The sequence below is a fragment of the Tessaracoccus rhinocerotis genome, assembly GCF_007197885.1.
GTDB classification, from domain to species: Bacteria; Actinomycetota; Actinomycetes; order Propionibacteriales; family Propionibacteriaceae; genus Arachnia; species Arachnia rhinocerotis.
This window is the reverse complement of record NZ_VKKG01000002.1, coordinates 1-23,234: the sequence shown is the minus strand read 5'-3', so window position 1 is coordinate 23,234 and position 23,234 is coordinate 1. Positions and strand designations below refer to the sequence as shown.

General features: G+C 70.1%; 19 protein-coding genes and 1 riboswitch. Of the genes, 2 read left to right on the top strand and 17 right to left on the bottom strand.

What is annotated here, in order from left to right; genetic code table 11:
- Window positions 1–6: 6 nt before the first annotated feature.
- From topA to FOJ82_RS05250, 4 genes are all read right to left on the bottom strand, one after another.
- Window positions 7–2,700 (bottom strand): type I DNA topoisomerase, encoded by a 2,694-nt coding sequence (topA, locus tag FOJ82_RS05265; protein WP_143937435.1) that lies wholly within the window; start codon window positions 2,698–2,700, stop codon window positions 7–9.
- Between the two features lie 168 nt (window positions 2,701–2,868).
- Window positions 2,869–3,525: an SRPBCC domain-containing protein gene (locus FOJ82_RS05260; protein WP_143937434.1), complete on the bottom strand. Its 657-nt coding sequence runs from the start codon at window positions 3,523–3,525 to the stop codon at window positions 2,869–2,871.
- Between the two features lies 1 nt (window position 3,526).
- Window positions 3,527–3,877, bottom strand: coding sequence for an ArsR/SmtB family transcription factor (locus tag FOJ82_RS05255; protein WP_143937433.1), 351 nt, complete (start codon window positions 3,875–3,877; stop codon window positions 3,527–3,529).
- 38 nt (window positions 3,878–3,915) lie between these two features.
- Window positions 3,916–5,439 (bottom strand): DUF7059 domain-containing protein, encoded by a 1,524-nt coding sequence (locus FOJ82_RS05250; RefSeq protein WP_185975640.1) that lies wholly within the window; start codon window positions 5,437–5,439, stop codon window positions 3,916–3,918.
- A 76-nt stretch (window positions 5,440–5,515) separates the two neighbouring features.
- Between FOJ82_RS05250 and FOJ82_RS05245 the strand changes: the two genes are divergently transcribed.
- Complete coding sequence (locus tag FOJ82_RS05245) at window positions 5,516–6,544, top strand: hypothetical protein (protein ID WP_143937432.1); 1,029 nt, start codon at window positions 5,516–5,518, stop codon at window positions 6,542–6,544.
- Between the two features lie 6 nt (window positions 6,545–6,550).
- Here the strand turns inward: FOJ82_RS05245 and FOJ82_RS05240 are convergent, their stop codons facing one another.
- From FOJ82_RS05240 to FOJ82_RS05225, 4 genes are all read right to left on the bottom strand, one after another.
- On the bottom strand, window positions 6,551–6,910 hold the full coding sequence (locus tag FOJ82_RS05240; RefSeq protein WP_143937431.1) for an Rv3654c family TadE-like protein: 360 nt from the start codon (window positions 6,908–6,910) through the stop codon (window positions 6,551–6,553).
- Window positions 6,907–7,299 (bottom strand): hypothetical protein, encoded by a 393-nt coding sequence (locus FOJ82_RS05235; protein WP_143937430.1) that lies wholly within the window; start codon window positions 7,297–7,299, stop codon window positions 6,907–6,909. The genes FOJ82_RS05240 and FOJ82_RS05235 overlap by 4 nt, the downstream gene beginning before the upstream one ends.
- Window positions 7,296–7,523 carry a DUF4244 domain-containing protein gene (locus tag FOJ82_RS05230; protein WP_185975639.1) on the bottom strand — a complete coding sequence of 76 codons (228 nt, stop codon included), beginning with the start codon at window positions 7,521–7,523 and terminating at the stop codon, window positions 7,296–7,298. Before FOJ82_RS05230 ends, FOJ82_RS05235 begins: the two co-directional genes overlap by 4 nt.
- Window positions 7,524–7,666: 143 nt before the next feature.
- A complete protein-coding gene (locus FOJ82_RS05225) occupies window positions 7,667–9,919 on the bottom strand; it encodes a DEAD/DEAH box helicase (protein ID WP_246099769.1) in 2,253 nt (750 codons plus the stop codon).
- Between the two features lie 55 nt (window positions 9,920–9,974).
- Here FOJ82_RS05225 and FOJ82_RS05220 point away from each other — a divergent pair, with 55 nt between their 5' ends.
- Complete coding sequence (locus tag FOJ82_RS05220; RefSeq protein WP_143937427.1) at window positions 9,975–13,433, top strand: proline dehydrogenase family protein; 3,459 nt, start codon at window positions 9,975–9,977, stop codon at window positions 13,431–13,433.
- A 23-nt stretch (window positions 13,434–13,456) separates the two neighbouring features.
- On the opposite strand, the gene FOJ82_RS05215 is transcribed toward FOJ82_RS05220, so the two are convergent.
- The 9 genes from FOJ82_RS05215 to nrdH form a co-directional block, all read right to left on the bottom strand.
- Window positions 13,457–14,332: an ABC transporter permease gene (locus FOJ82_RS05215; RefSeq protein ID WP_143937426.1), complete on the bottom strand. Its 876-nt coding sequence runs from the start codon at window positions 14,330–14,332 to the stop codon at window positions 13,457–13,459.
- Window positions 14,332–15,279, bottom strand: coding sequence for an ABC transporter permease (locus FOJ82_RS05210; RefSeq protein ID WP_143937425.1), 948 nt, complete (start codon window positions 15,277–15,279; stop codon window positions 14,332–14,334). The genes FOJ82_RS05215 and FOJ82_RS05210 overlap by 1 nt, the downstream gene beginning before the upstream one ends.
- On the bottom strand, window positions 15,276–16,409 hold the full coding sequence (locus FOJ82_RS05205; RefSeq protein ID WP_143937424.1) for an ABC transporter ATP-binding protein: 1,134 nt from the start codon (window positions 16,407–16,409) through the stop codon (window positions 15,276–15,278). The genes FOJ82_RS05210 and FOJ82_RS05205 overlap by 4 nt, the downstream gene beginning before the upstream one ends.
- Window position 16,410: 1 nt before the next feature.
- Window positions 16,411–17,670: an extracellular solute-binding protein gene (locus FOJ82_RS05200; RefSeq protein WP_143937423.1), complete on the bottom strand. Its 1,260-nt coding sequence runs from the start codon at window positions 17,668–17,670 to the stop codon at window positions 16,411–16,413.
- 22 nt (window positions 17,671–17,692) lie between these two features.
- Window positions 17,693–18,718, bottom strand: a complete 1,026-nt coding sequence (locus tag FOJ82_RS05195; RefSeq protein WP_185975638.1) for a LacI family DNA-binding transcriptional regulator — start codon at window positions 18,716–18,718, stop codon at window positions 17,693–17,695.
- Window positions 18,719–19,008: 290 nt separating this feature from the next.
- A complete protein-coding gene (gene nrdF / locus FOJ82_RS05190) occupies window positions 19,009–19,983 on the bottom strand; it encodes a class 1b ribonucleoside-diphosphate reductase subunit beta (RefSeq protein ID WP_143937421.1) in 975 nt (324 codons plus the stop codon).
- 24 nt (window positions 19,984–20,007) lie between these two features.
- A complete protein-coding gene (gene nrdE, locus FOJ82_RS05185) occupies window positions 20,008–22,158 on the bottom strand; it encodes a class 1b ribonucleoside-diphosphate reductase subunit alpha (RefSeq protein WP_143937420.1) in 2,151 nt (716 codons plus the stop codon).
- The gene (gene nrdI / locus FOJ82_RS05180) at window positions 22,155–22,541 is read right to left on the bottom strand and encodes a class Ib ribonucleoside-diphosphate reductase assembly flavoprotein NrdI (protein WP_143937419.1); all 387 of its coding nucleotides are present in this window, start codon (window positions 22,539–22,541) and stop codon (window positions 22,155–22,157) included. Before nrdI ends, nrdE begins: the two co-directional genes overlap by 4 nt.
- A 3-nt stretch (window positions 22,542–22,544) precedes the next feature.
- Complete coding sequence (gene nrdH / locus FOJ82_RS05175; RefSeq protein WP_143937418.1) at window positions 22,545–22,784, bottom strand: glutaredoxin-like protein NrdH; 240 nt, start codon at window positions 22,782–22,784, stop codon at window positions 22,545–22,547.
- A gap of 89 nt (window positions 22,785–22,873) precedes the next feature.
- Window positions 22,874–23,100, bottom strand: a riboswitch (cobalamin riboswitch).
- Window positions 23,101–23,234 lie beyond the last annotated feature (134 nt).

The window sequence follows — 23,234 nt, the reverse complement described above, 5'->3', positions numbered from 1 at the left end:
CTCAGCTCACTCGGTGGTGGTCTTCTTGGCCGGCGTCTTCCGAGTGGTGGCCTTCTTCGCCGGCGCCTTCTTGGCGGGTGCCTTCTTGCGCACCGGCTTCTTGGCAGGTCCCTTGGCGCGCTTCTCCGCCAGCAGCTCGAACGCACGCTGCGGCGTCACCGCGTCGGGGTCGTCGTCCCGGCGCAGGGTGGCGTTGGTCTCGCCGTCGGTGACGTAGGGGCCGAAGCGGCCCGACTTGAGCACCGTGGGCTTGCCCGAGACCGGGTCCTCGCCGAACTCCTTGAGCGGCGGCGCCGCGGCCGCGCGCCCCCGCTGCTTGGGCTGGGCGTAGATCGCCAGCGCCTCGTCGAGGGTGATGTCGAAGATCTGCTCCTCCGACGTCAGCGAACGCGAGTCCGTGCCCTTCTTCAGGTACGGGCCGTAGCGGCCGTTCTGGGCCGTGATCTCCACGCCCTCGGCATCGGCGCCGACCACCCGCGGCAGGCCCATCAGCTTCTTGGCGGTCTCGAGGTCGACGCTGTCCAGCGACATCGACTTGAACAGCGAACCGGTGCGCGGCTTGCGCGACTTCGGCGCGTCCTCCGGCAGCACCTCGGTGACGTAGGGCCCGTAGCGGCCGTTCTTGGCGACCACCATCAGCCCGGTGTCGGGGTCGACGCCCAGCTCGTGCTCGGCGTCGAGGGGCTGGCTCAACAGCTCCTGCGCGTACTCGACGGTGAGGCCGTCGGGGGCGACGTCCTCCGGGACGTTGGCCCGCTTGCCCTCGGAGTCCTCGACGTAGGTGCCGTAGCGTCCCACCCGCACGTTGATGCCGGAGTCGGCGATGGGGAAGGTGGACAGCTCGCGGGCGTCGATTTCACCGAGTTCGTTCACCAGCGCGTGCAGCCCCTGGTGCTCGGAGCCGTCCGGGCCCCGATAGAACTCGGTGAGGACCTCCAGCCGGTCGGCGTCACCTGCGGCGATCTCGTCGAGGAGCTCTTCCAACTCTGCGGTGAACTTGTAGTCGACGAGCTTGGAGAAGTGCTCCTCCAGCAGGCGCGTGACGGCGAACGCCAGCCACGTCGGCACCAGCGCCGAACCCTTCTTGAACACGTAGTCCCGGGCCGTGATGGTGCGGATGATCGACGCGTAGGTGGACGGGCGGCCGATCTCCAGCTCCTCGAGCTTGGCCACCAGCGACGGCTCGGTGTAGCGCGCCGGCGGCTTGGTCTCGTGGCCGGCGGCGGTCACGGACTCGGCGTGCACCTCTTGGCCCTGCGTCAACTGCGGCAGGCGCGCCTGGGAGTCGTCGGAGGCCGCGGCCGCGTCGTCGGAACCGGCGACGTAGGCCTTCAGGAAGCCGTGGAACACGATGGTGCGCCCCGACGCCGTCAGCTCGGCCTCGGTGACCGTGCCCGTGGCCAGCTCGACCGGCGCCGCCAGCCTGGCGTCGATCCGGACGGTCATCTGCTCGCCGCGCGCGTCGGCCATCTGGGAGGCGAGCGTGCGACGCCAGATCAGCTGGTAGAGCTTGAACGCGTCGCCCACCAGACCGGTGCGGTCCGGGTGCTGGAATGCGTCACCGGCGGGGCGGATGGCCTCGTGGGCCTCCTGGGCGTTCTTGACCTTCGACGCGTAGTAGCGAGGCTTCTCCGGCAGGTAGGACTCGCCGAACAGCTCCGCGACCTGCGCCCGCGCGGCCTGGATGGCCGAGGCCGCCAGTGTCACCGAGTCGGTACGCATGTAGGTGATGAAGCCCTTCTCGTACAGCTCCTGCGCCACCGACATCGCACGCTGCGCGGTGAATCCGAGCTTGCGGCCGGCCTCCTGCTGCATGGTGGTGGTGCGGAAGGGCTCGTACGGGCGGCGGGTGTAGGGCTTGGCCTCCACCGAGGCGACGGCCAGGCTGCCGCCCTCGATGGCCTCGGCCAGGGACTTGGCACCCGCCTCGTCGAGGATCACGGCGGTCTGGTTGGTGACCCGGCCGGAGGCGTCGAAGTCACGGCCCTGGGCGATCTTGCTGCCGCCGACGGTCGTCAGGCGGGCGGGGAAGCTGCGGGGATCGGCCTCGGCTCCGCCGTCGAGGACCGCGTCGAGGTCCCAGTAGGAGGCCGGCACGAACGCGATCCGCTCGCGCTCGCGGTCCACCACCAGGCGGGTGGCCACGGACTGCACGCGGCCGGCGGACAGGCGCGGCATGACCTTCTTCCACAGCACCGGGGAGACCTCGTAGCCGTAGAGGCGGTCCAGGATCCGGCGCGTCTCCTGCGCGTCCACCAGGTCAGTGTCCAGGGCACGCGGGTTCTTCACGGCCTCCTCGATGGCGCTGGGGGTGATCTCGTGGAACACCATCCGCAGCGCGGGGACCTTCGGCTTCAGCTCCTCCAGGAGGTGCCACGCGATGGCCTCGCCCTCGCGGTCACCATCGGTGGCGAGCAGGAGTTCGTCGACCCCTGCGAGCTTGGACTTCAGGTCCTTGATGGTCGCCTTCTTGTCGGCCGCCACCACGTAGAGGGGCTGGAACCCCTCGTCGACGTTGACCCCGGTCCGCGCCCACGGCTGGCCCTTGTACTTGGCGGGCACCTCCGCGGCACCGGTCGGCAGGTCACGGACGTGGCCGCGGCTGGACTCCACGATGTACCCGTCACCGAGGTATCCGGCGATCTTGGTCGCCTTCGTGGGCGACTCGACGATCACGAGTCGCTTCAGCTTGTCGGCCATGCAACTTCTTCCATTCGTGGGAGCAGGACGATTGGAATGCTAGCCGACGTCTCGCACTCCACCGACCGGGTCCTTGCCCACCGGGCCCGGCGAGACCGTGGCGCCAGCGCAAACAATGCTGCGCTGGGCGCGGCACTCGGCGCCCGGCGCGACACTGTTGCGCAGGGATCAGCCGGGCTCGCCCGTGTAGAAGCCGAAGGTGGCGTCGGCGTTGCGGGCCGCCACGCCGGCGTCGGCCCCGGAGGCGACGTGCGCGGCCGCCCACGCGTCGGCGGCTCCCCGGTAGAACTGCCTGCCCTCGGCGGTTGCCGCCCAGGCCTCCGCCTCCTCTGGGGCGAGCTTGCCGTGGATGCCTCCGAGGTGGAGCGACAGCCCGAGCAGGCCGCCGTCCCAGCCGACGCCGGTGGCGCCCGGGCCGAAGGTGTCCCACATCTCCTGGGGCACGTCGGCGACGCGGGCCACGTGCTCCAGCACGAGGCGGGTCTCCGCGCCCTGCTCGGCCAGACTGACCGTGACCCAGCTCATGCCGCCGCCGAACTCCCAGGTGATCCGGTAGCGGGCGGTCCCCTCCGACGGCGGCTCGCACTCGAGCACCTTGCCGCCGGCGTTGCCGACCAGTTGGTATCGCCCGCCCAGCGCGAGCTCGCCCTCGACGGGCATGAACCAGCGCTCGATGCGCTCGGCGCTGGTGACGGCCTCCCAGACGTCGTCGATCGGCGACGGATAGGTCTGTTCGAGGCTCTGCACGCGGGAGGGCTCACCCTCGCGCTCCTCCTCCGCCACTGCCCGGGAGACGGCTCCAAGTTGTGTGATCACGTCGACCATGTCAGTTCTCCTTGTCCTGTTCGTCCTGGCGACGCCTGCGTCGCCCTCTTGCCAGCTCGGTGCCGAGCGCGTCCAGCTTGGGCACCCAGAAGCGCTCGAAGGCGCTCAGCCACTGCCGCGCCTCCTCTGGCCCACGACCGTCGACCGAGTACAGCCGACGGGTCCCCTGTGCCCGCACGCTCGCGAACCCGTTGTCCCGGAGCACCTTCAGGTGTTGCGAGACCGCGGGCTGGCTGATGCCGAACTCGTCGCCAACGCTCCGGCCGACGTCGCCCGCGCCGAGCTCACCGTCGGCGAGCAGTTCGAGGATCCGCCGCCGCACCGGGTCACCGAGGACGTCCAGAGCGTGCATGGAACCATTGTTAAGCAGCGACTTATTTAAGTCAAGACTTAATTGAGAGCGCCGACGACGTGTGGTTCCTCCTCGACGGCCTCCCCCGACCCGCCGAGCACGAGCAGCTGGTCGCGCAGGGCGTCGCGGATGACAGGAATCACGCCGGCGGCCAGCTCGGCGGGGTCCAGATCGAGGACCTGGGCCACCGCCGCCAGCACCTGGCCGACGGTGAGGTCGCCGTCGAGCGCGCCCAGGGCGGCGGCCTCGGCGGTGTCCACCTCGATGGCCCGGAGCAGTCCGCTGCGCTGACGCAGCACGATGTGCTGGGGGTCCGCTGCGCCGGGCTCGCCGATGGTCTCCTGCTTGACGTCGGCCAGGCGCGGTGCGGCGGCGAGCAGCTCGTCGAGCGGGAGCAGCGAGGCATCGATCGCGTCGCGGGCCTGCGCGAAGGCGATCCCGACGGGCTGGACGACGGCGTGGGGCCAGCTCTCGAACCGGAGCTGCGGCTCGGCGCGCCCGGCAGCCGTGAGCATGATCCAGCCCATGCCCACCTCCTCGATCCCGAGCTCGTCGAAGTAGTCCAGCCAGCGTCGGTAGGCGGGCAGCCACTCCTCGGAGCCGGCGAGACCGGCGTCGGTGAGCCACAGCTCGATGTAGGAGTACCGGTCGAGGCGCTCGCGCTCGATCACCCAGCAGTCCAGGCCGGTGCCCTCCACCCAGCCGCGCAGCCGCTCCTGCCAGGGCTGGTCGGCCGTGACCGCCCAGTTGACGAGGAACTGGGCGGTGCCGCCGGGGTTGAGGTGGTCGGCCGAACCGCGGACGACGGCCTCGACGAGACCGTCCGCGGTGTGGGTGCCCTCGCGGTAGGTGAGGCGCGCGTCGCCCCCACTGGGCGGGCTCATCACGTAGGGCGGGTTGGACACGATCAGGTCGAACCGCTCCCCCGCCACCGGCTCGTACAGGGAGCCGTGCCGCAGGTCCACCTCGACACCGGACAGCTCGGCGGTCAACCGGGCGCACTCGAGCGCGCGCTCGTTGAGGTCGGTGCCGACCACGCGCTCGCAGTGCCGCGCCAGGTGCAGCGCCTGCACGCCGCAGCCGGTGCCGAGATCCAGGGCGGAGCCCACCTCGTCACGCACGACCAGCTGCGCGAGGGTGAGCGACGCCGGGGAGGCGCCAAGCACGTAGTCGGACCGGGTGGCCGAGGTGGCCGCGTCCATCCCGGGGGTGAGGTCGCTGGCGAGGAAGCCAGAGGCGCCGTCGTCGGGCGAGTCGTAGGGCCGAAGGTCAAGCAGCGCCACCACGTCGTCGCCGTCGCGGCGCAGCACCCCGCCGGCCACCAGGTCCTCGACGTCGAGGGCGGCCTCGGCCCGCGCCGCTGGCACGGCCTGTTGCAGCAGGAACAGGCGGACCAGCACGGCCAGCGGGTCCATCGCTCCGGCCAGCGCGACGTCGGCGGCGACGGTCGTGTTGCGTCCCAGTGCCTCCTGGCCGGCCTCGCCGATCCGGTCCAGGACAGAGTCGACGGTGTAGCCGGCCGCGGTGAGTCGCTCGCGCAGGGAGGTGGTGTCCAGTTGCATGGGCCACACACTAGTTGCAGCCCCGCCCGCTTTCGGCGCTCCGCACGGCGAACCCGCCGGATGCCACAATGCCGCGGTGAACACGTTCGAACTCGTCGCCAAGCCCGGCAGGATCGCCCTCGGCTTCGCCGTCGCCGTCGGGGTGGGCCTGGCTGCCGTGCTCGTCAGCTACGGCCTGATCAGCCAGTTCAGCAACTGGACCGCCACCCGGGTGATGCCGCTCGCCCTCGGCATCGGGGCCGTGGTGGCCGTGGCCATGGTGCTCAACACGCTGTTCGGCACCATCAAGCGCATCGAACTCGACGACCAGTCGCTGCGCATCCACCTGCTCTCGGGGGCGACGAAGGAGTACCGCCTGGGCGAGAACCAGTTCGCGCCCAAGGTCACGCACCAGATGAACCGGGGACAGCACGTCGGCACCACCCGAGCGCTCGAGGTGATGGGCCCGCACGGCACCGACACGCACGTCATCGGATTCGAGGCCGACGAGTTCAACGAACTCATCCACCGGCTGACCGGCCGCTCGATGGGGGTACCACCCGCGTCCCCGCAGGCTCCCGGCGCCCCCTCCCCCGTGCCCGGCGTTGCCGCTCGGCGGCCGCTGGAGTTCCAGCCGCAGCGCTTCGAGATCACCCGGGCGCCGTTGCGCAAGTTCTACGTCACGCTCTGGGTAGTCGCGGCGGTGCTCGTGTTGCTGGGCGCCCTCGCGGCCTGGGGCATCAGCACTGACCCCGACACCGAGGCGTACGTCGCGTGGCTGGTGCTGGGCGCGTTCATCCTGTTCGCCCTGCTGGTCCTCACCCCCCTGCTGGTCATGCGGCGACGCGCCGCGAAGCTGCCGAGCCAGATCGTCGTCGCACCCACCTGGGTGGCATTCGACGACCGCTCCTTCAACTACTCCGAACTCAAGGTGATCCAAATCAAGCCGCCGGGCGAGTTCATCAACCGCTCGGCCAAGATCCTCACCAAGGCGGACGAGCGCATCATCTACGAGCTCGGCATCGGCACCCACCGCAAGATGTTCGAGGGCTACGACCAGTTCGCGCACCTGCTCGAGCAGGCCGGGAACGCGGCCGCCGGTGTGGTGCGCATCGACTGGAGCTGAACCGCCTCAGCCGGTGCCCGCCGTCGCGGTGCGCACCACCTCCTCGGGGAGCCCGGGAAGGCGCGGCTGTAGGACCGCGCGGACGCTGACCTCCAGCACGAACGCGCGCTCGTCACCGCGCACGTCGCATTCCATCAGGGTCGCCTGGTTCGCGTCGGCGGCAACGTCGGCTGCGGCACAGCCGTCGAATCCTTCCGCCATCGCCGAGGCACCGGCCAGCGCCGCCAGGTCGGCGGCGTCCTGTGTGGCGGTCACCTGCGCCAGCCAGGTGGCGAGGATGGACGCCGCGGTTGCCGCCACCACTAGCACCATGGCGACGCCGGCGGTCAGCACGGTGCCGACGCCCCGCTCGTCATCGCCGCTCACGACCCAGCCCCCGTCTCGTAGCGGGCCCACGACTTGTCCGTGACGTCGACCACACCGATGCCGAAGACGTCAACGGGGATCGCGACGGCTACCTCCACGCCGTCGTCGACGTCGCGGACCGCCACGCTCGCCCCGTCCGGGGCCTGCGCCTCCGCGAGCCGCGCGGCGACGGCGTCACCGCGGGCCAACTGCCGCGCGACCTCGGAGCTGGTGCGCGCGGCCGCGGCCTGCGAGACCCCGAGCAGCACCACCCCGACGAGCACCGCCGCGAGCAGGGTGGCCGTCACGAAACCCACTGCGAGTTCCACGGTGACCAGCCCCCGCTCGCGGAGCCCGGGGAGGCGGCGTGGGGCGACGCCCACCGGCGCCTCCCCGGGCCCGGTGCTCATGCGGCCAGCATGTCGAAGATGCCGACGACCCATTCCCAGAGGATCTCGAAGAACCGGTTGTCGTTGAAGATGCGCAGCAGCGTGAGTGCGACGGTGGCCGCCGCCACGAGCCCGATGGCGTACTCGATGGTGGTCAGGCCCCGCTCGGCGAGCCTGCGAACCGCTGCCCTGCGGGGTGCGGCCTCGAGGGCGCCCGCCTCGTCGTCGATGTTGTGGTTGGTCATTGTGATGCCCTTTCTCCAAGGTGCCCGGGTGCCCATCACCCGCCGGCAACCCACACTCTGGTTGTGGGGACGGGTGATCCGTCACGGCGACCTGGGGCTGTGGAGAAGTGCCCGGGGAGGGGGCGAAATCGCGGGGCGGTGCCTCAGTTGGCGGCGAGCAGCTGTCGCAACAGGGAGGTGGCGTCGGCCTTGTCCAGGACCTGGTTGGCGTTGCCGCACTTGGGCGAGACGACGCAGGCCGGGCAGCCGTCGTCGCAGCGGCAGGTCTCGAGCCGCTCCAGTGTGGCGGCCAGCCACTCGTCGAGCACCTCGAACCCCCGCGCGGCGAAGCCGGAGCCGCCGTCCATCCCGTCGTGGACGAAGATCGTGGGGAGGCCGGTGTCCGGGTGGGCGGCGGTGCTGACGCCGCCGATGTCCCAGCGGTCGCAGGGCGCGAACACGGGCAGCAGCCCGATGGCGGTGTGCTCCATCGCATGGGCCGCCGCCCCCATCCGCAGCGCGGGCCAGCGCAGCACGCGCTCCAGCTCCTGCGGGACCGTCCACCAGACCGCCTGGGTGCGCAGCTGCCGCTTGGGCATGTCGAGTTCGGAGGCGTCGAGGACGTCGTGGGTGACCTCGTCGCGGCGCAGGTAGCCAACCACCCGAGAGGTGATCAGGACGTCACCGAAGCCCGCCTCGGTCACACCGAGGTCCCGGCGGCCGGCCTGGCGCAGGATCTCGATGTCGAAGGTGGACTGGGCCTGCGTGTAGTAGTGGGGCCGCACGGCCGTGACCAGCGCCTGCCCCTCCGCGCGGTCCAGGTCGGTGACGGCCCAGGTCTCGCCCTGGTGCAGGTAGACGGCCTCGGGGTGCACGGTGCGGTCCGCGGCCTCGTCGCTGACCACGCCCAGCACCCGGCCCGTCTCGCGCTCGATGATCTCGATGGGCGCCGGCCCCGTGGCGCGCAGGTTGATGAAGTCCACGGCCCGGTCCGGGCGGGTCCAGAACCATCGGCCGCCACGGTCGCGCAGCACCCCCTGCGCGGTGAGCTGCTCCAGCAGCGGCAGCGTCTGCGGCCCGAACCAACGCTCGTCCTCCCTCGTCAGCGGGTGTTCCTGCGCGGCGGCGGCCAGGTGGGGGCCCAGGACGTGCGGGTTGCCCGGGTGGCAGACGGCGTGCTCCACGGGTGCGTCGAAGATGAGCTCGGGGTGCGCCAGCAGGTACGTGTCGAGGGGGTTCTCCCGTGCCAGCAGCACCACCAGGGACTCCTGCCCGGCACGCCCGGCGCGGCCCGCCTGCTGCCAGAAGGACGAGAGCTTGCCCGGGTACCCGGAGACCAGGACGGCCTCGACCCCGGAGACGTCCACCCCGAGCTCGAGCGCGTTGGTGGTGGCCAGCCCTCGCAGCTGGCCGGACTGGAGGGCGGCCTCCAGGGCTCGGCGGTCCGACGCCAGGTAGCCGGCCCTGTAGGACGCGATCCGCTCGGGTTCGAGTGCCTCCTCCTGGGCGCCCACGGCCACCAGTTCGGCGCCCGCGCGGCTGGGCACGAACGCCAGGGTCTGGGCACCTTCGTCGGAGAGCCCGGCGAGCAGCTGCGAGGTGTCGTGGTTGAGTGAACCCTTCGGCTGCCATAGCGCGACGGTGCGCGCGGCGGCGGGCGCGGTGGAGACGTCCACGACTTCGACCGTCTCCTCCCCGATGAGCGCGCCCCCGAACTCGGCGGCGTTGGGGGCGGTGGCCGAGCACAGCAGCATCGTCGGGTTGGTGCCGTAGAGGGCGCACAGCCTGCGCAGCCGCCGCAGGACCGCGGCGACGTGCGCGCCGAAGACGCCCTGGTAGCGGTGCGCCTCGTCGACGACGACGTAGCGCAGCCCGCCGAGGAACCGCGCCCACTTCTCGTGGTTCGCGAGCACGGAGAAGTGCAGCATGTCCGGGTTGGAGAGCAGGAACTGCGCGTGCTCGCGGGCGAAGCGACGCTCGCCCTGCTCGGAGTCGCCGTCCAGCGCCCCGACGCGCCAGCCCTTGGGCGCGAGTTCCCGTGCGGCGCGGAGCTGGTCGTGCGCGAGCGCCTTGGTGGGAGCCAGGTAGAGCGCGGTGTGGCGGGGCTTGGCGAAGCTGCGCGCCTCGGGCAGTTCCCACCCGAAACGGCCCTCGGTCGTGGCGGCGAGGACCGGCATCAGGTACGCCAACGACTTGCCGGAGCCCGTCGGGGTGCAGATGGCCGCGTGTCGGCCGGCGAACGCGAGCTCCGCGAAGTCGGTCTGGTGCTGCCACGGACTGTCGATCCCGGCCGCGCGGATGCCCTCCCTCGCTGCCGCAGGCAGCCAGTCCGGCCACTGCCCCGTGGCGCCGCCGGTGGCCTCGCGACGGCGCGACGAAACCACCTCGTCGCGCTCGAGCAGCCAGTTCCAGTCCACGGACCAACTTTGCCAGTCCCCACCGACAGGTCCCAGTTGGGGTGAGACTGGAGGCATGGAGGCAACGGAGCTGACGCAGTTGGCCGACGACGCCGTTCGGCTCGCGACGCGGTGGCGGGAGCGCGCGGCGGCCGGCGAGACCGAGCGCGAACGGGCCACGGGTGCCCGGTTGGCAGACCTGTTGCGGGACCCGTCCGGGCTGGCGCTGGCCGTGAAGTTCGTCGACGAGGTCGCCCGCCCCGAGGACGTGGGTGCCGCCGCGAAGGCCCTCGCGGGTCTCCGGTTGCCCGACGCCGGGTTCCTGCCGCCGCTCGACCGCCTGCTGCTCGGCCTGGGCGCGAGGCTGGCGCCGCTCGCTCCCCGGATCGTGGTGCCGCTGGCCCGCCGCCGGCTGCGGCAGTTGGTGGGCCACCTGGTGGTGGACGCTCGTGACCCGGCCCTGGCACGCCACCTGGCCGGGGCGCGCCGCGACGGCTTCCGCCTGAACGTGAACCTGCTCGGGGAGGCCGTGCTGGGCGAGTCGGAGGCTGCGGACCGGGCGGCGCGCATCGTCGCGCTGCTGGAGCGCGACGACGTCGACTACGTCTCGGTCAAGGTCTCCGCCCTTGCCTCGCAGATCTCCGCCTGGGACCTGCCGGGCAGCGTGGCCCGCGTGGCCGAGCGGCTGCGGCCGGTGCTGCGTGCCGCCGCGAGCAGTCGGCCACACGCGTTCGTGAACCTCGACATGGAGGAGTACCGCGACCTCGACGTCACGCTCGGGGTCTTCGAGGAGCTGCTCGGCGAGCCGGAGTTCGCCAGGCTCGAGGCCGGGATCGTGCTGCAGGCCTACCTGCCGGACTCGGTGGCCGCCGCCGAGCGCCTGGTCGACCTCGCGACCCGACGCCGCGCCGCCGGGCAGGCGGGGATCAAGGTCCGGCTCGTGAAGGGTGCCAACCTCGCCATGGAGGCGGTCGAGGCCGAGGTGCACGGCTGGCAGCAGGCCCCCTACGACTCGAAGGCGGACGTGGACGCCAACTACCTGCGCCTGGTGGAGCGGCTCCTGCGCCCCGACGCCACGTCTGTGCTCAGGATCGGGGTCGCCAGCCACAACTTGTTCGACGTCGCGGCGGCCCACCTGCTGGCCCGGCGCCGTGGCGTCGCCGACCGGATGGACGCGGAGATGCTGCAGGGCATGGCGCCGGCCCAGGCGCGGGTGGTGCGCGACGACGTCGGGTCGATGGTGCTCTACACGCCGATCGTGGCGCCCGCGGACTTCGACGTCGCCGTCGCCTACCTGGTGCGACGGCTGGAGGAGAATGCGCAGCCCCAGAACTACCTGCACGCCGCCTTCAGCCAGGACGCGGGGGCGGACTCGCCGATCGCGCGGCAGGAGGCCCGGTTCCGCGAGTCCTTGGCCGCCATCACAGAAACCCCGTCGACGCCACGCCGGACCGCGCAGCGACCCGAGATCGGGGAACGGTTCGCGAACACCCCGGACTCGGACCCGGCCCTCGAGACCACCAGGCAGTGGGGCCGGGAGGCGGTGCTGGGCGACCCGGGCGAGCCCATGAGCCCCGAGACGGGACCGGAAGGGGTCGACGCCGTGGTGGCGACGGCCCGGGCCGCAGCCGCCGGTTGGGCGGCCGAGTCCTCAACCCGCCGGGCCGACCACCTGCGCAGGGCGGCGAGAGAACTGGAGGCGCGCCGCGGGGAACTCGTCGCTGCCATGGCGGCCGAGGGCGGAAAGACCATCGAGCAGTCGGACCCCGAGGTCAGCGAGGCCGTCGACTTCGCCCGCTGGTACGCAGATGCGGCCGAGGACCTCGCCCGGGGCCGTGCGATGACCGACGGCGCCGTGTTCGTCCCACCGCGGGTCACCCTCGTGACACCGCCGTGGAACTTCCCCGTCGCCATCCCGATCGGCGGCGTCCTCGCCGCACTGGCCGCGGGCTCGGCCGTGGTCATCAAGCCCGCGCCCGGCGTCGAGCGGTGCACCGAGGTGGCGGTGGAGGCGTTGTGGGCAGCGGGTGTCCCCGACGACGTGGTGCAGGTGGTGCGCACGGACGAGGGCGAGGCCGGCAGGCGCCTGGTGTCCCACGCCGACGTCGACCTGGTGGTGCTGACCGGCGCCATCGAGACCGCCCGCCTGTTCCAGTCCTGGCGCACCGGCCGGCCCGACGGCCCCGCGGTGCACGCCGAGACCTCCGGCAAGAACGCCCTGGTCATCGCCCCTGCGGCGGACCTCGACCTGGCGGTGGCCGACCTTGTCAGGTCCGCCTTCGGCCACGCCGGCCAGAAGTGCTCGGCGGCCTCGCTCGGGATCCTCGTCGGCTCCGTCGGGGAGTCGGAGAGGTTCGAGCGGCAACTGGTCGACGCCGTCCGCTCGCTGCGCGTGGGCTGGCCCGACGACCTGGGTGCCGCCGTCGGCCCCCTCATCGAGGCCCCCACCGGGAAGCTGCGGCGCGCCCTGACCAGTCTGGAGCCCGGCGAGCGCTGGCTCGTCGAACCGGCGCCGCTCGACGACACCGGCCGGCTCTGGCGCCCGGGGGTGCGCACCGGGGTGCGGCCGGGCTCGTTCCTCCACAACACGGAGGTGTTCGGCCCGGTGCTGGGTCTGATGCGGGCGCGCAGCCTGGACGAGGCGCTCGACTGGCAGAACGCCACACGGTTCGGCCTGACCGGCGGCATCCACAGCCTCGACGAGGACGAGGTCGCCACCTGGCTGGAGCGGGTGGACGTGGGCAACGCGTACGTCAACCGGGTGACCACGGGTGCCGTCGTGGGCCGACAGCCGTTCGGCGGCTGGAAGGACTCCGCCGTCGGGCCGGGCGCGAAGGCCGGCGGCCCGAACTACGTGGCGAGCCTTGGCAGCTGGGTGCCCGACGGCCTCCCCCGGATGCGACGCACGCCCCGGCCGCGGGTGCGCGAGCTCGCCGCCCGGTTGGCGCCGCTGGTCGACGACGCCGCCCGGGACTGGTTGGAGGCCGCCATCGGCAGCGACGCCTTCGCCTGGGAGACAGATCTCGGCCTCGTGCACGAGCAGGCCGGGCTGCGCTCGGAGCGCAACGAGTTCCGCTGCCGCAGCGTGCCGCTGCTGGTGCTCCACTGCGCGGAGGGGACCAGACCCGTCGAGATCGCCCGCCTGCTGCTCGCGGCGGAGCTGACGGGCACGACGACGCGGATCTCGCTCTCGCCGTCGGTCTCGGCGGCGCTGGAGCGCCGACTGGCCGCGACCGGCCCGGGACGCCGGCTGCGGGACGAGTTGGAGCCCCTGCTCCGGGTCCCGGAGGGTCCGATCACCGGCTGGGTGGCCGCCGCCGTGGTCGGCACCCGTGTCCGGATCGTCGGCGAGCCCGGCGCCCTGCCCGACGAACTGGCGGCGCTGGGCGTCGACACCCGGACCGGACCGGTGCTCGCGAACGGCCACAGGGAACTGCTGGGCCTGCTCAGGGAACAGTCCGTCAGCCGCACCCTCCACCGCTTCGGGCAGGTCCCCCGGAGCGGTGGCGGGCACGCGGCCTCCCTGTTCGGGTGAGGGCGTCGGTCGCCACGTCGCGGTCAGTCGTCGCTGCTGTCCTTCACCCGAGCCACCAGCTGGGTAGGGTTGATGAACCGCAGCGCGATCACCAGGATCACCAGCATCGTGGCGGTGTAGAGCACGGCCATCGACGACACGAGCTGCCGCGCCTCGGCACCACCGGCCGAGGTCATGGCCCGGTAGATCGCCACCACCAGGGTGTCCGAGCGGGGCCCCGAGACGAGGAACGTCAACTCGAACATGCCCACGGTGCGCACCAGCACCAGGATTGCCGCGGCGAGGATCCCGGGGATCAGCAGCGGCGCGAGGATGCGCAGGAACACGTCCTTCATCGTCGCCCCGCACATCCGGGCGGCGTTCTCGATGGCGGGGTTGATCTGCTCGATGAACGGGGTCATCGTCATGATCACGAACGGCACCGACGGCACGAGGTTCACCAGCACCACCGCCAGCACGGTGCGTCCCAGCCCGAAGTTGTACATCACCGTCGCCAGTGGGATTCCGTAGGTGATGGGCGGGATGATGATCGGCATCAGGAACAGCAGCGTGATCAGCCGCTTGCCGGGGAAGTTTCGCCTCGCGAGCAGGTACGCGGCCGGCACACCGATCAGCACCGACAGCACCACGACGGCCACTGCCACCAACAGGGTGACCCCCATGACGTGGGTGAGGTCGAAGCGGTCCCAGGCCGCCGCGTACCAGTCGGCGGTGAACTCCGGCGGGAGCCAGGTGCCGAACCACTGCTTGGCGAACGAGTCCACGACGACGGAGCTCAGGATCCCCACGAGGAACACGAAGAACACGGCCACCAGGAACCAGACCACCCACGTGCTCGGCTTCGCGGCCACCCTGCGGCGGGTGCCCTCGGGGGTCTCGACCTTCTCGATGGTTGCCATCAGCCCTTGCCTCCAGTCGAACCCTTGTAGAAAGTGGATCGCCACAGCAGCACCAGCGCGATGACGGCCAGCTCGATGACGCCCATGAGGATGGCGACGGTGGAGGCCATCGGGTAGTCGATCTGCTCGCCGAAGGCGCGGTAGGCCATCAGCGCCATCACGCGCGTCTCGCCGGTGGCGTCACCCACGAGGCGGGCGGACGGGAACACCGAGAACGCCAGCACGAACGTGAGGATGAAGGTGGTGGCCAGCCCGGGCGCCAGCAGCGGCAGGATGATCCTGCGGAACCGCTGGAACCAGCTCGCGCCCAGTGTCGTCGCAGCCGCCTCGAGGGACGGGTCGATGCCCGAGAGGTAGGAGGAGATCAGCAGGAACGCGAACGGGAAGCCGGAGATGACCAGCGAGAGGAACACGCCCGTGTAGTTCATGACGAGTTGGAACGGCTCCTGGATCAGGCCGACGTCCATCAGGAACCGGTTGAGCCAGCCCTGCCGACCGGCGAAGATCAGCAGGCCCTGGGCGGTCAGGACGGTGCCGAGCGTGATGGGCAGCACCAGCAGCGTGGTCAGCGCGCGCTTGCCGCGGAACTTGCCCCGCAGCTTGAACGCAACGGGCACCGAGGCCAGCACGTTGAACAGCGCAGCCGGCAGCGCGAGCCGCATGGTGATCCACACGGAGTCGCGGAAGAACGGGTCGGAGAAGAAGGCGACGTAGTTTGCGAAGATCCCGCCGCCCCACTTCTCGACGACGTCCGGGTTCGGCTGCACCGTCAGCCCGATGCCGTAGGCGAACGGGTAGACGAACAGGGCGAACGTGAACAGCACTGCGGGCAGCAGCATCAGCAGGGAGCGGTCGATCCCGCGTTCGGCGAGCCTGTGCTGCAGGCTGGCCGTGCTGCGCCCGTCCTTACGGGACCCGGGGGTCCGCGCGGGGGCGACGGTGCTCATGTCCGGACCTCCTCCAGGTCCCGCTCGACCTCGGAGAGGTCCGCGGCGTCCAGGGAGGAGCGGAACACCAGCGCACGCTCGGGCGCGACCACGAGGGCGACCTCCTGGCCCACCTGCGGCGCGTGGTCGCTGCGCACGTGCAGCGTCAGCCCCGACGCCGTGCTCACCCCGACGGCGAACTCGCGGCCGTGGTACTCCACCACCGCCACCGTCGCGGGGATCGACTCGGCCGGGGCCGCACCGTCGGGCGCGATCCTGACGTCCTCCGGGCGCATCGCGAGCCGGACCTTGTCCCCGACGGCGACGCGTTCCACCGCGGTGGCGCGCAGTCTCAGGCCGCTGCCGGCGACCACCACACGGTCCGCGTCGGCCGAGGCCACCTCGAGGTCCAGCATGTTGCGGTAGCCCATGAAGTCGGCGACGTGCCAGTTGACCGGCGAGGTGTGCACCTCCTCGGGGCTGCCCACCTGCTGCACCCGGCCCTCGCGCAGCACCACGAGGCGGTCGGCCATGGACAGCGCCTCCTCCTGGTCGTGCGTGACGTAGACCGTGGTCAGGCCGAGGTTCTGGTGGATCCTGCGGATCTCGGTGCGCATGTCGAGGCGCAGTTTCGCGTCGAGGTTGGACAGCGGCTCGTCCATCAGCACGAGCCGGGGCTCCAGGACGATGGCGCGGGCGATCGCCACGCGCTGCTGCTGGCCGCCTGAGAGCTGCCCGGGCAGCTTCCTGGCGTGGTCCTCGAGCTTGACCAGCGCGATGGCCTCGGCCACCCGTTTCTTGAGCTCGGCCTTCGGGACGTTGCGCATCTGGAGCCCGAAGGCGACGTTCTTCTCGACCGACAGGTGCGGGAAGAGGGCGTAGTTCTGGAACACCATCCCGAAGCCACGCTTCTCTGCGGGCAGCGTGTCGATGCGCTCGTCGTCGATCCTGATGGTGCCGTGGGTGAGGGGCAGCAGCCCTGCCAGACAGTTGAGTGCTGTCGACTTCCCGCAGCCCGACGGTCCGAGCAGGGCGATGAACTCGCCCGCCCGGATCGTCAGGTTGAGGTCGGTCAGGGCGTTGTGCCCACCGAAGCTGCGGCCCACGTCCGTCAGCTCCAGGGTCCGGAACGATCCTGCCTGAATTGCCATGTCAGTACTTTCCGGCGCCGATCTCGCGGTCCCAGATGTCGAAGGCGAGCACCATCTGGTCCGGCGGCAGCGGCGTCGTCTTGGGCTTCTCCTCGATGAGGGCGTCGTACCAGTCGCGCCCGTACTCGGCGATCGCGTCCTGCGAGTCCTGCGGGGCGAGGTCCAGGGTGGCACCCTCGACGGCGGGCCCGGGGTAGAAGTAGCCGTTGTCGTAGGCGATTGCGTTGATCTCGGGCGTCAGCATGTACTGCAGCAGCTGCAGGATCGCGGCGATCTTGTCCGGGCTCTGACCCTTGGGGATGACGGCGTAGTGCGCGTCGGTGACCCAGGTGAAGTCGTCGAACGCGGCCGCCTCGATGCCTGCGGGCTCGCGGCCGTCGGCGCGGGGCTCGATGTCCCAGCCCGTGGTGGTCGGGATCAGGCTCCAGGTGCCGTCGGCCATGTTGGTGATGACCTGGCCGGTGCCCGTCGGGTAGTTGTCGACGTACTGGTTGAGCTCCTTGAGGTACTCCCAGGTCTTGTCCCAGCCGTTCTCCGGGTCACCCGGGTCCTCGTCGCCCAGCATGTGGGGCAGGCCCATCAGGAAGGTGCGGCCCGGTCCGGAGTTGGCCGGGCGGGCGTAGCCGAACTTGCCGGGGTTGGCCTCAGCCCAGGCGAGGAGCTCCTCGGGCGTGCTGGGGACGTCGGTGACGACCTCCGGGTCGTACTGGAGCAGGGGGCCGGACGGGTAGTAGGTGACGACGACGCCGTGGCCCTGGGCGAGCTCCTGCATCGCGGCGGCGGGCTCGAGGTAGTTCTCCTGGTTGGTCAGGCGGTCTCCGTACTCGTCGACGAGCGGGATCCACAGGTCCTGGTCGAGCCCGGCGGAGAGGCCGTCGTTGCCGGTCAGGACGAGGTCGATCGAGAGGTTGCCGGAGTCCACCTGCGGCTTGACCGCGCCGACGAGGTCCGGTGCGCCACCGGACTCCCAGGTGACGGCGGAGATGACGTCGGAGTGCTCCTCGACGAACTTGTCGATCATGCCCTCGGTGAGCTTGATGTTGCCCGCGACGTCGAGGATGTTCAGGGTCACCGGCTCCGACGGGGCCTCGGGCACCTCGCCGCCGGTGTCGACGCCGTCGGCGGTGGTGGCGGAGGTGGTCTCCCCGCCGGTGTCGGGCTCGGTGTCGCCCCCGCCGGTGTCCGGCGCGGAGCAGGCCGTGAGGGCCAGGGTGAAGGCGGACGCGATGGCTGCGAACCGCAGGATTGATGGACGAGTCATTTCAGGACAACCTTTCGTCGGCTCACGCTTCGGTGCGTGGGCTCCGGGTGGTTTCTGGTGCAGGGCCACTGCTGGCCCGGATGGTGAGTTGGGTGGTCAGGGTCTTGCTCGGGGACTCTTCCCCGGCGCTTCCCGCGGCCGGGCGGCCTCGGGACAGGAGCAGTTCGAGGGCGTGGCGGGCCAGCATCCGCCTCGGGAAGTCCACCGAGGTCAGGTGCGGGGTCACCGCGGAGGCGAACATGGTGTTGTCGAAGGACGCGATGGACATCTGCCGGGGCACCTCGACGCCACGGCTCTTGATGCGGTCCAGCAGTCCGAGGGCCATCAGGTCGTTGAACGCGATGACCGCGGTCGCTGGTGTGGCCAGCAGCAGGTCTGCCGCCGCCACCCCGCCGGAGAAGTAGGGCAGGAACGAGCCGAGGTCGTGGAGGGCGACGCCGTCGTCCGCCTCCCCGAAGGCGGTGAAGGCCGCCCGGCGGTGCTGGTCGGACCAGGAGGTGAGGGGGCCGCCGGCGTAGGCGATCTGGCGGTGCCCGAGCGCCACCAGGTGGCGCATGGCCTGGCCCATGCTGCCGGCCTCGTCGATCAGGACCGACGCGATGCCGGGGATCCTGCGGTTGGTGGTCACCACACGCACCTCGGATGCCACCGCGAGCAGCTGGTCGTCGGCGGCCCGCGGCGAGCACAGGATGATGCCGTCGACGTCGCCCGCGAGCCTCCCGAGGACCTCGGGCTCCCGGGTGGCGTCCTCGTCGGTGTCGATGACGAACAGTTGGTAGCCCTGCATGTGGGCCCCCGACTGGAACGCCTTGGTGAGCGAGGAGAAGTACGGGTTCTCGAGGTCAGGGATCACGAGGCCGATGTTGTTCGTGCGCCCCGTGGCCAGGTCCCGCGCCGCACGGCTGGGGCGGTAGCGCAGTGTCTCCGCGGCCTGCACGACTCGCAGCCGGGTGTCCGGGGCGACCTTCTGCGGCGCCGAGAGGGCACGCGAGACGGTGGAAACCGAGACGCCCGCTGCGCGGGCCACGTCGTCTGCAGTGGCTGCCAAGTGAACACACCTCCCCGTGCGTTTCATTTTCCGCACTGCCCTGTGCGGTGACCGAAACGCTACATGCGCTTGCAGGTGAGGTCAATGGGAGTGACCGATTCGTGACGTCAGACAACTATCGTCATCCACCCCTCCCTCCATGCCGCCTTGAATACCTTGTCAACTGACATTTGGTGCGACTGCAAGCGCATGCAGTCATTGGTCAGTCACACTCATGACCGCCGGGATCGCCCCGTCCGTGCGCAACAAGGTCACGCTGGGCCCATCGATCGGTCCGATGGCTGGAGCGGTCAGAACTCCCAGTCCTCGTCCTCGGTGTTCACGGCCTTGCCCATCACGTAGGAGGAACCGGAGCCGGAGAAGAAGTCGTGGTTCTCGTCCGCGTTCGGGGACAGGGCCGACAGGATCGCGGGCGAGACGGCGGTGGCGTCCTTGGGGAACAGCGCCTCGTAGCCCAGGTTCATCAGCGCCTTGTTGGCGTTGTAGCGCAGGAACATCTTGACGTCCTCGGTCAGCCCGAGCGGGTCGTAGAGGTCCTCGGTGTAGGCCTCCTCGTTGTCGTAGAGCTCGTACAACAGCGAGAACGTGTAGTCCTTCAGCTCGGCGCGCCGCTCGGCGGAGGTCGAGGCCAGGGCCCGCTGGTACTTGTAGCCGATGTAGTAGCCGTGGACGGCCTCGTCGCGGATGATCAGCCGGATCAGGTCTGCGGTGTTGGTGAGCTTCGCCCGGCTCGACCAGTACATCGGCGCGTAGAAGCCCGAGTAGAACAGGAACGACTCCAGCATCGTGGAGGCCACCTTGCGCTTGGCGGGGTCGTCTCCGTGGTAGTGGTCCAGGATGATGCGGCCCTTGCGCTGCAGGTGCTCGTTCTCCTCGCTCCAGCGGAACGCGTCGTCGATCTCGGCGGTGGAGATGAGCGTCGAGAAGATCGAGCTGTAGCTCTTCGCGTGCACGGACTCCATGAACGCGATGTTGGTGTAGACCGCCTCCTCGTGCGGGGTGCTGGCGTCCGGGATCAGGGAGACGGCGCCGACAGTGCCCTGGATGGTGTCAAGCATCGTCAGCCCCGTGAACACCCGCGTGGTCATGAGCTGCTCGAGCGGCTTCAGGGTTCGCCACGACGGGATGTCGTTGCTCAACGGGATCTTCTCCGGCAGCCAGAAGTTGCTGGTGAGCCGGTCCCAGACGTCCTGGTCCACTTCGTCGGTGACCCGGTTCCAGTTGATGGCCTGGATGCTGCGCAGCAGCGGGATTGCCTGTGTCATGTTGTTCGTTCTCGCTTTCTCGTGTCAGAGCATGCAGCTGACGCAGCCGTCGACCTCGGTGCCGGCGAGCGCAAGCTGCCGCAGCCGGATGTAGTAGAGGGTCTTGATCCCCTTGCGCCAGGCGCGGATCTGGGCCTTGTTGATGTCCCGGGTGGTGGCGGTGTCGGGGAAGAACAGCGTCAGCGACAGCCCCTGGTCGACGTGCTTGGTGGCCTCGGCGTAGGTGTCGATGATCTTCTCGGGGCCGATCTCGTAGGCGTCGGCGTAGTACTGGAGGTTCTCGTTGGTCATGTAGGGCGCCGGGTAGTAGACGCGGCCGAGCTTGCCCTCCTTGCGGATCTCCACCTTCGCGACGATCGGGTGGATCGAGCTGGTCGAGTGGTTGATGTAGCTGATCGAACCGGTGGGCGGCACGGCCTGCAGGTTCTGGTTGTAGAGACCGTGCTCGGCCACCTCTGCGGCGAGCGCCCGCCAGTCGTCGCGGGTGGGGATCGCGATGCCCGCGACGTCGAACAGCTCGGCCACGCGAGGGGTGCGGGGCAGCCACTCCCCCTCGACGTACTTGGCGAAGTACTCACCTGTGGCGTACTGGCTGCGCTCGAATCCCTCGAACCGGACGCCGCGCTCCCGCGCGATCCTGCAGGAGGCCGCCACCGCGTGGAAGGTGACGGTGTAGAAGTACATGTTGGTGAAGTCCAGGCCCTCGTCGGAGCCGTAGTGGATGGCCTCTCGTGCCAGGTAGCCGTGCAGGTTCATCTGTCCGAGCCCGATGGCGTGGCTGCGGTCGTTGCCGTGCTCGATGCTGGGCGCGCAGGCGATGTTCGACTGGTCGGAGACCGCCGTCAGGGCCCGCACCGCGGTCTCGACGGTGTGCGCGAGGTCCGGCGAGTCCATGGTCCTGGCGATGTTGAGCGAACCGAGGTTGCAGGAGATGTCCTTGCCGACGTGGTCGTAGGACAGGTCCTCGTTGTAGGTCGACGGGGTCGAGACCTGCAGGATCTCCGAGCACAGGTTGGACATGGTGATCCGGCCGTCGATCGGGTTGGCCCGGTTCACCGTGTCCTCGAACACCAGGTACGGGTAGCCCGACTCGAACTGGATCTCCGCGAGTGTCTGGAAGAACCTGCGGGCGTTGATCTTCTTCTTCGTGATGCGCTTGTCGTCGACCAGCTCCCGGTACATCTGCGTCACCGAGATCTCGCTGAGCGCGACGCCGTGGACGCGCTCCACGTCGTAGGGGCTGAACAGGTACATGTCCTCGTCCGCACGGGCGAGTTCGAATGTGATGTCCGGGACGACGACGCCGAGTGAGAGGGTCTTGATTCGGATCTTCTCGTCCGCGTTCTCCCGCTTGGTGTCCAGGAAGGACAGGATGTCGGGGTGGTGCGCGTTCAGGTAGACGGCACCCGCGCCCTGCCGCGCGCCGAGCTGGTTGGCGTAGCTGAAGGAGTCCTCGAGCAGCTTCATCACCGGGTTAACACCCGAGGACTGGTTCTGGATCTGCTTGATGGGCGCCCCCGACTCGCGGACGTTCGTCAGCGACAGCGCCACCCCGCCACCCCGCTTCGACAGCTGCAGCGAGGAGTTGATGGCGCGCGCGATTGACTCCATGTTGTCCTCCACCCGCAGCAGGAAGCAGGAGACCAGCTCGCCCCGCTGCGCCTTGCCTGCGTTGAGGAACGTGGGGGTTGCGGGCTGGAACCGGCCGGAGAGGATCTCGTCGACGATGTGTTCGGCGAGGGTCCGGTCACCTGCGGCCAGCGTCAGGGCCACCATGCAGACCCGGTCCTCGAAGCGCTCCAGGTAGCGGGTGCCATCGAAGGTCTTCAGCGTGTAGGAGGTGTAGTACTTGAAGGCCCCCATGAACGTCGGGAACCGGAACTTGACGGCGTAGGCCCGCTTGAACAGGCTCTTGGTGAACTCGAAGTCGTAGCGCGCAAGGACGTCGGCCTCGTAGTAGCCCTCGGCGACGAGGAAGTCGAGCTTCTCGGCGAGCGAGTGGAAGAAGACGGTGTTGCGGTTCACGTGCTGCCGGAAGTACTGGTGCGCGGCGCGGCGGTCGGCGTCGAACTGGATCCTGCCCTCCGCGTCGTAGAGGTTCAGCATCGCGTTCAGGGCGTGGTAGTCGGCCCGGTCGCCGAGGGTCTCGGCGCCGGTGTCGGTGAGGATGGTCATGGTGTGGTGAGCCTTTCGCGGATGCGCGCGACGTCGTCGGGCGTTCCGAGGAGTTCGAAGCGGTCGAGGTGGGGCACCCGGCACTTGGCGGCGACGATGTCACCGGCCAGGCAGTAGGCCTCGCCGAAGTTGGTGTTGCCCGCGGAGATCACGCCGCGGATCAGGGCACGGTTGTCCGGGTAGTTCAGGAACCGGATCACCTGCTTGGGGACCGCTCCGCCGGTGGCGCCGCCGCCGTAGGTGGGCAGGAGCAGCACGTACGGCTCGCTGACGGTGAGTGGTTCGTCGGCGCGGCGCAGCGGGATGCGGACGGCGTCCAGGTCCAACTTCTGGACGAAGCGGTGGGTGTTCTCCGACGCCGAGGAGAAGTAGACCAGGCGCACGCCTCAGGCGGCCCGGGCGCGGGCGGCGGCGGCCCGGATCAGGTCCGGGCGGAAGCCGGACCAGTTCTCCTCGCCGGCGACGACGACGGGGGCCTGCTGGTACCCCATGGCCATCACTTCCAGCAGGGCGGACTCGTCCTCGGCGAGGTCGACCACCTCGTAGTCGAGTCCGAACTTGTCGAGCGCTCGGTGGGTGGCCGTGCACTGGACGCACGACGGCTTGGTGTAGACGGTGATTGACACTTGCTCTCTCCTCGAAGCAGGGACTTGCGAGGAGAGGGAGCACGGCAGGTGCGCCCGGTCTTCCCGCGAGACCGTTGGTCGGACGAACCGGGCGGACCCGGCCGCTGGCAGGTATTCGGACTCGAGGGCGGGCGCCTGTGTGGCGTGGTCCTACTGGGCGACGCTTCCCAGCCAGTTGGCCAGTGCTGTTGCCGCCGGTCGTTCCCTCTCACCGCTGCGGGGCAGTCCCGGATTCACACCGGGTTCCCTGTTGTCTCACCACCCTGACCACAACATGTTGTGGGCTAGGCAATGAACCAGCACTACAGATAGTAATCACATCCCTGTGATTAGTAAACCGGCTCTTCACAATCGAGGGTGTAGCTGGGGTCTGAATCCGCCGGTCTCGAGTAGGGATCTGGCGATGTAGTTGGCCAAGTTCCGGAACCCTAGTGCGGAACCGCGGAGGTG

What these genes read in the sequence shown, in the direction of transcription:
- FOJ82_RS05220 (WP_143937427.1), top strand. Translation starts at nt 9,975, where the DNA reads ATGGAGGCAACGGAGCTGACGCAGTTGGCCGACGACGCCGTTCGGCTC.
- nrdF (WP_143937421.1), bottom strand. Translation starts at nt 19,983, where the DNA reads ATGACACAGGCAATCCCGCTGCTGCGCAGCATCCAGGCCATCAACTGG.
- FOJ82_RS05260 (WP_143937434.1), bottom strand. Translation starts at nt 3,525, where the DNA reads ATGGTCGACGTGATCACACAACTTGGAGCCGTCTCCCGGGCAGTGGCG.
- FOJ82_RS05205 (WP_143937424.1), bottom strand. Translation starts at nt 16,409, where the DNA reads ATGGCAATTCAGGCAGGATCGTTCCGGACCCTGGAGCTGACGGACGTG.
- FOJ82_RS05235 (WP_143937430.1), bottom strand. Translation starts at nt 7,299, where the DNA reads ATGAGCACCGGGCCCGGGGAGGCGCCGGTGGGCGTCGCCCCACGCCGC.
- FOJ82_RS05215 (WP_143937426.1), bottom strand. Translation starts at nt 14,332, where the DNA reads ATGGCAACCATCGAGAAGGTCGAGACCCCCGAGGGCACCCGCCGCAGG.
- nrdE (WP_143937420.1), bottom strand. Translation starts at nt 22,158, where the DNA reads ATGACCATCCTCACCGACACCGGCGCCGAGACCCTCGGCGACCGGGCC.
- FOJ82_RS05210 (WP_143937425.1), bottom strand. Translation starts at nt 15,279, where the DNA reads ATGAGCACCGTCGCCCCCGCGCGGACCCCCGGGTCCCGTAAGGACGGG.
- FOJ82_RS05230 (WP_185975639.1), bottom strand. Translation starts at nt 7,523, where the DNA reads ATGACCAACCACAACATCGACGACGAGGCGGGCGCCCTCGAGGCCGCA.
- FOJ82_RS05250 (WP_185975640.1), bottom strand. Translation starts at nt 5,439, where the DNA reads ATGCAACTGGACACCACCTCCCTGCGCGAGCGACTCACCGCGGCCGGC.
- FOJ82_RS05200 (WP_143937423.1), bottom strand. Translation starts at nt 17,670, where the DNA reads ATGACTCGTCCATCAATCCTGCGGTTCGCAGCCATCGCGTCCGCCTTC.
- FOJ82_RS05255 (WP_143937433.1), bottom strand. Translation starts at nt 3,877, where the DNA reads ATGCACGCTCTGGACGTCCTCGGTGACCCGGTGCGGCGGCGGATCCTC.
- topA (WP_143937435.1), bottom strand. Translation starts at nt 2,700, where the DNA reads ATGGCCGACAAGCTGAAGCGACTCGTGATCGTCGAGTCGCCCACGAAG.